The sequence below is a fragment of the Mesorhizobium sp. WSM4829 genome (assembly GCF_055811475.1).
The window spans coordinates 151,067-161,862 of sequence record NZ_JBVVQJ010000013.1; the positions used below are offsets into that span (position 1 = coordinate 151,067).

Consider the following 10,796-nt stretch of genomic DNA (forward strand, 5'->3'; position numbering starts at 1 on the left):
CCGCCGCCCCGTTCCTCCTCCCAACTATATTCCTCCCCCAACAACCCCCCCCCCCCCCCCCCCCCCCCCCCCCCCCCCCCCCCCCCCCCCCCCCCCCCCCGGCCGCAACTGCCGCTGATGGCGGTATTCCAATGCGATCGCGCCCCAGATCAGCCCGAGCAGCAGATAGACGTGGCGCCAGTGATCGATGTCGATGAAGGTGCCCAGCGCGATATTGCCGATGAAGGCGACATAGGCGCACAGAAGGTAGGGCTGCCACGGCCTGTCACGCAGGAGAATGCGGAAGCCGGCTGCCATCGTCCAGCAGGTCAGCGTCAGGAACGAGACGAAGCCGAGCCAGCCATAGTCCATCAGCATTTTCAGCCAGATGTTGTGTGTGTCTTCGCCGAAAATCGTGCCGAAGACGAGCGGGCCGATGCCGAGCGGATGCTCCAGCGCCATCTGGAAACCGAAGCTATAGCGGGCGAAACGGCCGAGGCGGGCGGTATCGTAGCTCTGTTCCAGCTGGGCGCGGCTGGAGAACATTTCCGAGACGCCCGGCAGCTGCAGGATGACGAGCATCGCGATGACCAGCAGCGAGATGGCGGCGACGGTCATGACGACGACACGCAGCCGGAATTTTCCGCTGGCGCTCTGCAGGAACAGGGCGCCGGTGAGCAGGATCGCCGAAACGCCGAACATGCCCCAGGCGCCGCGCGAGAATGAGAAGAAAATCCCGGCCGTGATGATCAGCAGCGGCATCGCCAGCAACGGCATGCGTGAGACGGGGCCGGTCAGCAGGAGATGGAGCAGGTAGATGCCGGGCAGCACCAGGAACGGCCCGAACACGTTCGGATCCTGGAAGGCGCCGGTCGCGCGGTCGTATCTGGTGAAGATCTCCGCCCCCGGGAAGGCATGGAAATAGCCGGCGATCCCGAGCAGCGAGGTCAGCACCGCCGACATCACATAGGCCCGGAAGATCACTCGGTAGAGATTTGGCTGGACCGATGTCACCGAGGCGAAGAACACCGCGGTAAACGCCAGGAACAGCGACACGGCGAGATAGAGCGGGGTGCCGGCAATATCCGACATCTGGGTCATCGCGATCATGCCGCCGATGTTCATGACCACCAGCAGCACCAGCAGCGGCGCCGCCGCGCGCGATATGCGCAGGCCGAACAGGGCCCACACCGCCATCAGGGCGACCATATAGAGGTCGTATGGCGCCGGCTCGGCGATGACGAAACCGGACAGAAAGACGCCGAGGAAAACCGCGCCCGACGCAATCAGCGCGATCAGCTTGGCGTTGACCGCGGCCGGCGACAGTTCATGCGCGACTGCGCTCAATAGGCATTTTCCGTATTGAGCAGCCGGATCGGTGTCAGGAACAGGATTTTCAGATCGAACAGCAGCGACCAGTTCTCGATATAATAGAGGTCGTACTCCGTCCGCATGCGGATCTTCTCGTTGGTATCCATCTCGCCGCGCCAGCCATTGATCTGCGCCCAGCCGGTGACGCCGGGCTTAACCTTGTGGCGTGCGAAATAGCCGTCGACCACCTCATTGTAGAGAAGGTTGTGCGACTGGGCGGCAATGGCGTGCGGGCGCGGGCCGACCAGCGACAGCGAACCGAAAAGCGAATTGAAGAACTGCGGCAACTCGTCGATCGAGGTCTTGCGGATGAAGCGGCCGACGCGGGTGACGCGCGGGTCGTTCCTGGTCACCGTCTGCTTGGCGGTCGGGTCGGCCTTGTCGGTATACATCGAGCGGAACTTGTAGACCTCGATGATCTCGTTGTTGAAGCCATGCCGCTTCTGGTGGAACAGCACCGGTCCCTGGCTGTCGAGCTTGATGGCGATCGCGGTCGCCAGCATGACCGGCGAGAACACGATGATGCCGATGATCGAGAAGACGATGTCGAAGGCGCGCTTGGCGACCGAATCCCAGTCGTTGATCGGCCTGTCGAAGATGTCGAGCATCGGCACCGAGCCGATGTAGGAATAGGCGCGCGGCCGGAATTGCAGCGCGTTCGAATGCGCCGAGAGCCGGATGTCGACAGGCAGCACCCACAGCTTCTTCAAAAGCTGCAGGACGCGCGTTTCGGCGGTCAGCGGCAGCGACACGATCAGCATGTCGATACGGGCGATGCGGGCGAACTCGATGAGCTCGGAAACGGTGCCGAGCTTTGGGTAGCCGGCGACGATGGGCGGCGAGCGCTTGTCGCCGCGGTCGTCGAAGATGCCGCAGATGCGGATGTCGTTGTAGGGCTGCTTTTCGAGGGAGCGGATCAGGACTTCCGCCGCCGTGCCGCCGCCGACGATGACGGCGCGGCGCTCCATGCGCCCGTCGCGCGCCCAGCGCCGGATTAGCTTCGACATCAGCAGTCTCAGGCCGAAGATCAGCATGAAGCCGACGACGAACCAGGTGCCGAAAACCAGGCGCGAATAGTCCTGCGACATCTTCATGGCGAATGCCGTCAGCGCCATCAAGGCGAAGGTGCCGGCCCAGGCCATCAGCAGACGGCCGAAATTGGCGAGCGGCCGCATGAACGAGACGATCTGGTAGCAGTCGGTGAGGTCGAGCAGCACCACGGCGAGGGACGAAGCGGCGGCGATCGCCAACGGATATTGCCAGGCGAGATGGTTGAAGAAGCCGACATAGTAAAAATAGATGCACAGGCCCGACAGGAACAGCAGTGCGAATTCGACCATCCGCAAGACGCCGCTGACCATGATCGGCGACATGGTGTCGCGCCGGTATTGCGACGCGACCTGACGGGCGACGTCGTTCATGCCGCCGGGGTTATCGTCAGCGGCCGGGCCGTTGAAATTGCGCACCGCGTCTTTCGAAAAGCGGCGTTTGGGATCGAAGTCGCTCATGATGCATCCGCAAAGCTTCACGCAAGTGAATAGCGAAATAGAGCTAAGAAACCCTTGAAACAACAAATAGGTTTTGGAGAAGCTTTGAGGTCAGCGCCGTTTTGGGGTTAGCGCCCATTTCGGGTTAGCGCTTGAGCGCCGCGAAATAGGCCGTCTCGATCGCGGCGGCCATCACGTCGGCGCCGAATCGCGCCTTGAGGTCGGCGGTATCGGGCATCAGCCTGCCATAGGCATCGGGGTCGGCCAGCGCCGCGCTCATCTTGTCGGCGAGCTCGCGCGGATCGGGCCGGATCAGGGCAGGGGAGCCGGCGCCAAGAATTTCCGGGATGCCGCCGACGCCGGTGGCGATCATCGATTTGCCGGCGGCGAGCGTCTCCAGCACGATGTAGGGCATGGCTTCCGCGCGCGAGGGCACGACAACCAGTTCGGCCAACTCGAAGGCCTTGCGCGCCGGCATCGGCGGCAGGAAGCGCATATGGCCTTCGAGCCCGAGCCGCTTCACTTGCGCATGGTAGCGCGGCAGGTCGTCGCCGTCGCCGACCATCACCGCATTCACCGGGCGGCCGAGCCGCGTTCCGGCAAGAACCAGCGCATCGATGAAGATGTCCGGTCCCTTGAGGTCGCGCATCATGCCGATATAGAGGGCATCGGCCGCATTCGGCTTGGCTCGCACCGGCTCGAACTCGGCGGCGCTCAGTCCATTGTAGACAAGGTTGTTCGGGATCGGCGGTTCGCCGACCTTCCTGCGATAGGTCCGCCTTTCATAGTCGGAGACAAACAGAAGATAGTCGGTGAAGCGCGCCATGAACCGCTCGAGCGCGAAGAACAGCTTCCCCGTGGCGGTGGTCTCGTCATAGTGAAGAGAGCCGCCGTGCGGCGAATAAAGGCGGGCTACGCGAAACCTTGATACCCGCAACAATGAGCCGAAAAGGCGGGCATAGGCGCCACCCTTGGCGCCGTGCCCGTGGAGCACGTCCGGCCGCAATTCCTTGATGATCCCAAATGTGCGCCAGGCCGAGGCGAGGTCGCCCGGTCCGACATGCCGCTGCATCGGCGTGCGATGGATGCCGAGCGCCATTATGCCCTTCATCTGTTCGAACAGATGTTCCTCGAAGTCGCCGCCGGTCGTCGAATCGCAGACGATGCCGACGGCATGCCCGGCGGCGACCTGCGCCTCGGTCAGGTCGCGCACGTGACGAAAAATCCCCCCGACAGGTGAGCGAAAGCAGTGGACGATCCTGAGTGTGTCCGCCACGTGGTCTAGAACAGGCGTTCGCGAACATAGACCGTGTCGCCGGGCAGAAGCGGGTCGGAGGTGGCAACGCGACCGGTCATGACCTTGCCGTTGATGTCGCGGGTGATGTCGACGCTTCCCTGGTTGGCGCGCGGGCTGAAACCGCCGGCGATGGCAATCGCCTTTTGCACGGTCAGGCCGGGAACATAGGAGTACTGGCCCGCAGCACCGACTTCGCCCATGATGAAGATCGGCCGGTAGCGGTCGATCTCGACCGAAACGTCCGGATCACGGAGATAACCCTGGCGTAGTTTGTCGGCGATCTCGCCTTCGAGTTGCTGTGCGGTGTGGCCGCGCGCCGGCACGGCGCCGACGAGCGGGATGGACAGATAGCCGGATTGGTCGACACTGTAGACGTTGGTCAAACCTTCCTGCTCGAACACGGTGACGCGGACCCGGTCGCCGGCGCCGAGGCGATAAGGCTGATCGAGCATTTTATGAAAGGCGGCCGGCGCCGGCCGGTAGCTGGAGCAACCGGCAAGCAATGACACGGCGAGCAGCGCACGGAACAGGGAAGCAGTGCTTTTCATGACCGGACATGTACCTTCGACTGGCCGCCGCTGCACCGCGGCAAACGCTGGAGATCGAGGCCCGTTATCATCCGGTTAGGGTTAATGGCCGGTAAAGGCGGGCGGCCGAAGCGACGGCAACCGACGGGAGGCGGCCGGTTCCGGTGCTTTTAGCTGCCGCGTGCGCGCAAAACCTGACAGGTTGCTTACCGCAATATTAACGGCTGAGTTACCATATTTGTTTACGGTGTATACTGACTAATGCATGTCGCCCAAAAGTGCGCAGCGGTTTTGGGACAAACGACATGCATGAAAACAAGAGCTTGAAGTGCGTCGCATGAATCCGTTCGATGCGACGCGCTTCAAGCACCGGAGCAGGATGCATGTCCGTTCAATCCGCGGCCGCAGATGTCGACGTCGATCTCAGGCAGCTCTTCGCCAGCCTTGCGAGGAATTGGCTGCGCATTCTTGTCGTCGCGCTTGTCGTAACCGGCCTGGCGTTCGCGCTCACCTGGCTCGCCACGCCGCATTACCGGGCCGAAACCCGGCTTTTGATCGAAACGCGCGAATCGGTCTACACGCGCCCCGACGGCACCAATGACAACGACAAGCCTATACTCGACGAGGAAGGCGTGACCAGCCAGGTCGAGGTCATTTCCTCGACCGACATCCTCAAGCAGGTGGCGCAGAAGCTTGATTTGTCGCGGCTGCCCGAGTTCGACGAGACGGCGGATATGCCGGCGCTGAGCCGTCTGCTTGTCGTCGCCGGCCTGAAAAGCGACCCCAACGAGATTCCGCCGGAAGAACGCGTGCTGACGAAGATGCGTGAGAAGCTCAACGTCTATCGCGTTGAAAAATCTCGCGTTATCGTCATCGAATTCTCCTCGGAAGATCCCCGGCTCGCCGCCGCAATCCCGAACGCCATCGCCGACGCCTACATCTCCGTCCAGGGCAATGCCAATATCGAATCGAATTCCGCCGCAACCGACTGGCTTGCGCCGGAGATCGCCGACCTGTCGAAGCGGGTGAAGGATGCCGAGGCCAAGGTGGCAAGCTACCGCGCCCAGTCCGATCTTTTGATGGGCGGCAACAATTCGGTGCTCGCCACGCAACAGCTTTCCGAACTGTCCAGCGAATTGTCGCGGGTGCGGGCCAATCGCGCCTCGGCGGCAGCGACTGCCGACAGCGTGCGCAGGGCACTGCAGAATGGCGGCTCGCTGGATGCGGTGCCGGAGGTGCTGTCGTCCGGACTGATCCAGCGGCTGCGCGAGCGGCAGGTCGAGCTCAAGACCAACATCGCCGACCTTTCCACCTCCTTGCTCGACAATCATCCGCGCATCCGGGCGCTGAGGTCGCAGCTTGCCGATCTCGACCGCCAGATCCGCAACGAGGCGGAAAAGATCATGACAGGGCTGATGACGCAGGCGCGGACCGCCCAGGCCCGCGAAAACCAGCTTGTCGCCGACGTCAACACGCTGAAGGCCGCATCGGCGCGCGCCGGCGACCAGCAGGTCGAACTGGACGCGCTGCAGCGCGAAGCGACCGCCCAGCGCCAGCTGCTCGAAACCTATCTCACCCGTTATCGTGAGGCGTCTTCGCGCAAGGACAGCAACTATCCGCCGGTCGACGCCCGTGTCTTTTCCCGCGCGGTGGCGCCGTCCCAACCCTACTATCCAAAAATCCTGCCGATCATCGGTGCGGCCTTCGTCGGCTCGCTGCTGGTCATGGCGATCGTGACGCTTCTGCAAGAGCTGTTTTCGGGTCGCGCCATGCGGCCGGCCGCCGGCGCCCGCTTCGAGCGGATCGAACAGGTCGCGATGCCGGTTGCCCACGAACCGCCCAATCACGAACCGCCCAATCACGAACCGTCCGATCACGAATCGCCCGATCACGAGCCGCCCAATCAGGAACCGGCCGATATCGAAGACCTTGGGGATCGGACGGCGGAAGTCCAGGCAGAGCCGCAAGCGGCTGCCGCGGCGCCAGCAACTGGCCCGGCAACTGGTGACGACGTCGGGCCGGCGCGCCGCAGCCTTGGCGAGGTCGAAATCGACAAGGCGGTGGAGAAACTGATCACAAGCGGCGCGGCACGCGCCATATTCGTATCGCCGGAAGGCGACGAGGCGGCCGCCTCGGCGGTGCTGGTGGCGCGTGAGGTTTCCGACACCGGCCTGCGCGTGCTCCTGCTCGATCTCACCGCTTCGGGCGCCGCCTCGCGGCCGACGCTGGACAGCAGGCTTTTCCCGGGCATCACCGATCTGCTCGCCTCCGAAGCGCAGTTCAGCGACGTGATCCATGCCGATCTCTATTCGGACTGCCACGTCATTCCCGTCGGCAACGCCGATCCGATTCGCGCCATGCGCGCTGCCGACCGGCTGCCGATCATCATGCAGTCGCTGACCACCGCCTACGATCTGGTCGTGGTCGAATGCGGACCCACCGACGCGCAAGGCATCAGCCGCCTTGTCGGCGAGGGCACAGAAGTCTTCCTGTCGCTGCTGGAGCCGAACGACGAGGTGGCGCAGGCCGCGGTCGAGCTTATCGAGAGCGGCTATCCCGACCTGACGCTGGTGACGCCGGTCGGCCATCAGACGCCAGGGACGCCGCTACCCGGACGGCGCTCCGCCGCCTGAGACGGTTTGTTGCTTCCATGTCGATTCCGATTGAGGAAGTCATGCATTATACGTATAATGCATGACTTCTGGATCAGATGGCAGGAAAATGATCAAAGTCAACGCGGCCGAGTTTCAGCGCAATATTGGACGTTATCAGGACATGGCGCTCACCCAGCCCGTGGTGGTCACCCGCAACGGTCGGGAGCGCACCGTGATGATCTCGACTGAGGAATATCGTCGTCTCAAGCGCCGCGACCGACAGGTGTTGAGCCTCGACGACTTCGATGATGCCGATATCGCTGCCCTTGAGGCGACCAGCGCCCCGGAATCGTCCAAAGCTTTCGATCACGAGCTAGACCAGTAGCTGCGTGGCGGTAAAAGCGCGGTCTTGCCTTCTCCCCTTGTGGGAGAAGGTGGATCGGCGCGCAGCGCCGAGACGGTTGAGGGGTGTTGGCCGGATCGCTGTTGGTGCCAAGCTGGAACACCCCTCATCCGACCGAGCTTCGCTCGGCCACCTTCTCCCACAAGGGGAGAAGGGGGAGCCAATCGCGAGCGTCAGCGATTTGCGTGACGATGGTGCTGGACGGAGCGCCAACGCCGGGTAATCTCGCCCGATGCCGCATCAGCCCGTCGCCCCGACCAAACGTCGTTTCGCCCGCTCGATGCGCCGCAAGTCAACGGAGGCGGAAGACCGCCTGTGGCACGAGCTGCGCGGACGCAGGCTCGACCGCATCAAATTCCGGCGTCAGGTTCCTATCGGCAGATTCATCGCCGATTTCGTTTGCGCCGAGGCCAGGCTGATCGTCGAGATCGACGGCAGCCAGCATGCGGATTCAAACTATGATCGGGAGCGAGACGCCGAATTGAAGGCGAGGGGCTTTCGTGTGCTGCGCTTCTGGAACGACGACGTGCTACGCGATTTGAACGCCGTCTGCGATACCATCATCGCTTATGTCGGCGACCAGAGTTTGCAGCCGCGGCGGTAATAGGGGAGCCAAATCACTTACTTCCCGGAATCTCGGCAGCGTTCAGCTGTCGTCCTCTGCTGGCACAGCCTGCCCGGCCGCTTTGCGGCGCAGCATCTTGGTCAGCTTCCAGATCGTCGGGCTGTTCTTGACGAAGGCTTTCAGGCGTGCGCCCTGCCGCAGGACAAACACCAGCGCGCGGCCTTTTGCCGTCAGCGGAATCAGCACCTCGAAATGCCGGGTTTCGATATCGCACCACAGCCGCTTGTAGGGTTCGTCGCCGACCGAGAAATCATAGACATCGAACCCGCTCTCGCAGGCTTCCTCTATGTTGTCGAAGAACAGGAAGTCGCCGGGGCTGGCATGGGCGAGGTCGTCGTCGGCGATCGCTCCGAATTCGCAGATCAGGCGTTTTCCCGAGCGGCTCGATCCGGTGACAGCGCGAAGCTTGCCGGCGACTTCGAGCCCATGCAGCACGAAGGACGGCGTGTCGTCGGAGAGCGCTTCGACGAACAAGGCGCGGAAGAAAGCACGAACCTGTGGCTCGCCGAAGACGTTGGCGATGCCCATCTTGCGGAAGCGGAACTCCTTCATCTCGAAAAACGCATCGAGCAGCCTGTTCACCTCGTCCGCCGTCCGGGCCTCGATGCGGCGGTGGCTGCCGACGGCCCCAAACTTGCGCGCCTGCGAGCGGTGCCTCTTGCGCCTGCGCTTGCCGCTGGCGCGGGAGAGCAGGGCATCAAAACCTCCCGCCAGGTCGACGGCCAGCGACAGGTTGGGGCTGGGAAAATGCGGGAGGGACAGAAGCGGATTGGCAACGCGGTCGAGATCGGGCAGCAGCCGTTCCAGCGAGACGAGGTCGATGTCCGGCCGCGCCCTGGCGATCGCCGCCAGCATCGAGCGGATCGCCGCGCCATCCGCCCTGGTCAGCCAGGACGGGTCGGCGGCGGCGAAATTGCCGTTGGCATGGCGGCCGCCCATGAAACGGGCGACGCGTAACGGCCCGCGGCTGGTGACTTCCAGCGCCAACCAAAAAACCGGCCGGCCGTCAGCGCTCAGCGTCGCCAAGACGGTGTCCGCTTCGGCATGTCTGGCCCAGTTCAGGATCCAGGCCGGGCTCTGCGCCGGCGCGAACAGCGCCGAACCGCAGAACTCGGCATAGGCCGCAAGTGCCGCACCGTCGGCGACCGACACCGACAGGCCGGCATGGTCCAGAGGCACCGCGCGCGGCGCCGCCTGCATGGCCTCGAGCCGATTGCCGTCAAATGACGCGGTGGCGTCAACCATACCTCAATCCTTTAGGGCGTATTCACCGCGATTGGGGGCGCGCATAGGCGCATTCCGTGCTTGGATGAGCCTAGGCGCAAAAGGTGAATGAATGATCGACGGGGGCGAGGCAATCCGGAAACTGGCGCTCAACGTCGTGCGCTATACCGGTCTTGCCCCGCTGGCCAAGCCGTTCGTCGGCGGCATCGGCGCCATCCTGATGCTGCACCGGGTCACCGCCACGCCGGAAAAGCCTGATAGCGTCAACCGGCATCTCAACATCGCGCCTGAGTTCCTTGACGCTGTCATCGCCGACATGAAGGCGCACGGCTATGCATTCGTCACCCTGGACGAGGCGATCGAGCGCATCAAGTCCGGCGGCAAGGGTGGCCAGTTCGCGGCGATCACCGCCGACGACGCCTATCGCGACAACAAGACCGAGGCGCTGCCGGTGCTGGAAAAGCACGGCGCGCCGATCACCATCTATGTCGCGCCGGGGCTGATAAACGGCGCCGCCGATCTATGGTGGGAGGTGGTCGAGGACATCGTCAGCGCGCGCAACCGGTTGGTTTTGACGACACCGAACGGTCCGGTGACGATCGACTGCTCGACCCCGGGCAAGAAAATCCAGGCCTTTGCGCGCCTGCACGATTATCTGACGCTGGAGGTCCGCGAGGAGGACCAGCGCGCGGTGCTGCGCGAATTGGCGCGGTCGAACGGTATCGAGTTGGGCGCGCGCCAGAACCTGTTGATGAACTGGGACGAGATCCGCGCCATGGCAGGGCATCCGCTGGTGACGATCGGCGCGCACACCGTCAATCATCGCAATCTGAAGCGGCTTTCCGAAGCCGATGCGCGGCACGAGGTCGACGACGTCAGGCGCATATTGCAGGCCGAACTCGGCGAGGCGCCGCGCCATTTCGCCTATCCCTATGGCTATGCCAGCGCCGTTGGTGACCGCGAAGTCGGCTTTGCCCGCGACGCCGGCTATGTCTCGGCGGTGACGACACGCCACGGCGTGCTGCGCGCCGAACATGCCGGCTTCCTGCACGCGCTGCCGCGTATTTCGGTCAACGGTCGCTATCAGAGCGTTGCCCATATCCGCACGATGCTGTCGGGCGTGACGACGCCGCTGGCCAACGCCGGCAAGATGCTCGTCACCATCTAGTGGTCTGACACTCCGGTGGACGGCAAACCCTTTGCGGACCATCCTGTTTGGACCGGAGACATCGCGAACAGGTGTGCGAGGACATCGCGAACAGTTTTGCGCATTGCGCGCGAGGGGGTTC

The 10,796-nt window shown here is 63.6% G+C and carries 9 protein-coding genes; 4 read left to right on the forward strand and 5 right to left on the reverse strand.

Annotated elements, in window-relative coordinates; genetic code table 11:
- Window positions 1-24: 24 nt before the first annotated feature.
- From AC0L17_RS15365 to AC0L17_RS15380, 4 genes are all read right to left on the reverse strand, one after another.
- The gene (locus AC0L17_RS15365; RefSeq protein ID WP_473516438.1) at window positions 25-1,326 is read right to left on the reverse strand and encodes an O-antigen ligase family protein; all 1,302 of its coding nucleotides are present in this window, start codon (window positions 1,324-1,326) and stop codon (window positions 25-27) included.
- Complete coding sequence (locus tag AC0L17_RS15370) at window positions 1,323-2,858, reverse strand: undecaprenyl-phosphate glucose phosphotransferase (RefSeq protein WP_473516439.1); 1,536 nt, start codon at window positions 2,856-2,858, stop codon at window positions 1,323-1,325. Before AC0L17_RS15370 ends, AC0L17_RS15365 begins: the two co-directional genes overlap by 4 nt.
- Window positions 2,859-2,982: 124 nt before the next feature.
- Entirely contained in the window at window positions 2,983-4,113 is a 1,131-nt protein-coding gene (locus tag AC0L17_RS15375; protein ID WP_473516440.1) for a glycosyltransferase family 4 protein, read from the reverse strand.
- Between the two features lie 5 nt (window positions 4,114-4,118).
- Complete coding sequence (locus AC0L17_RS15380; RefSeq protein ID WP_287077118.1) at window positions 4,119-4,682, reverse strand: polysaccharide biosynthesis/export family protein; 564 nt, start codon at window positions 4,680-4,682, stop codon at window positions 4,119-4,121.
- Between the two features lie 362 nt (window positions 4,683-5,044).
- Between AC0L17_RS15380 and AC0L17_RS15385 the strand changes: the two genes are divergently transcribed.
- The 3 genes from AC0L17_RS15385 (at window position 5,045) to AC0L17_RS15395 (ending at window position 8,262) form a co-directional block, all read left to right on the forward strand.
- A complete protein-coding gene (locus AC0L17_RS15385) occupies window positions 5,045-7,294 on the forward strand; it encodes a GumC family protein (protein WP_473516441.1) in 2,250 nt (749 codons plus the stop codon).
- Window positions 7,295-7,382: 88 nt separating this feature from the next.
- Window positions 7,383-7,640: a type II toxin-antitoxin system Phd/YefM family antitoxin gene (locus tag AC0L17_RS15390; protein ID WP_473516442.1), complete on the forward strand. Its 258-nt coding sequence runs from the start codon at window positions 7,383-7,385 to the stop codon at window positions 7,638-7,640.
- Between the two features lie 250 nt (window positions 7,641-7,890).
- Entirely contained in the window at window positions 7,891-8,262 is a 372-nt protein-coding gene (locus AC0L17_RS15395) for an endonuclease domain-containing protein (protein ID WP_473516443.1), read from the forward strand.
- Window positions 8,263-8,304: 42 nt separating this feature from the next.
- On the opposite strand, the gene AC0L17_RS15400 is transcribed toward AC0L17_RS15395, so the two are convergent.
- Window positions 8,305-9,528, reverse strand: coding sequence for a GNAT family N-acetyltransferase (locus AC0L17_RS15400; RefSeq protein WP_473516444.1), 1,224 nt, complete (start codon window positions 9,526-9,528; stop codon window positions 8,305-8,307).
- A gap of 91 nt (window positions 9,529-9,619) precedes the next feature.
- On the opposite strand from AC0L17_RS15400, the gene AC0L17_RS15405 reads away from it, so the two are divergent.
- Complete coding sequence (locus AC0L17_RS15405) at window positions 9,620-10,675, forward strand: polysaccharide deacetylase family protein (RefSeq protein WP_473516445.1); 1,056 nt, start codon at window positions 9,620-9,622, stop codon at window positions 10,673-10,675.
- Window positions 10,676-10,796 lie beyond the last annotated feature (121 nt).

Excerpts from the sequence above, each read along its gene's own strand:
- AC0L17_RS15370 (WP_473516439.1), bottom strand. The coding sequence starts at position 2,858 with ATGAGCGACTTCGATCCCAAACGCCGCTTTTCGAAAGACGCGGTGCGC.
- AC0L17_RS15380 (WP_287077118.1), bottom strand. The coding sequence starts at position 4,682 with ATGAAAAGCACTGCTTCCCTGTTCCGTGCGCTGCTCGCCGTGTCATTG.
- AC0L17_RS15385 (WP_473516441.1), top strand. The coding sequence starts at position 5,045 with ATGTCCGTTCAATCCGCGGCCGCAGATGTCGACGTCGATCTCAGGCAG.
- AC0L17_RS15390 (WP_473516442.1), top strand. The coding sequence starts at position 7,383 with ATGATCAAAGTCAACGCGGCCGAGTTTCAGCGCAATATTGGACGTTAT.
- AC0L17_RS15395 (WP_473516443.1), top strand. The coding sequence starts at position 7,891 with ATGCCGCATCAGCCCGTCGCCCCGACCAAACGTCGTTTCGCCCGCTCG.
- AC0L17_RS15400 (WP_473516444.1), bottom strand. The coding sequence starts at position 9,528 with ATGGTTGACGCCACCGCGTCATTTGACGGCAATCGGCTCGAGGCCATG.
- AC0L17_RS15405 (WP_473516445.1), top strand. The coding sequence starts at position 9,620 with ATGATCGACGGGGGCGAGGCAATCCGGAAACTGGCGCTCAACGTCGTG.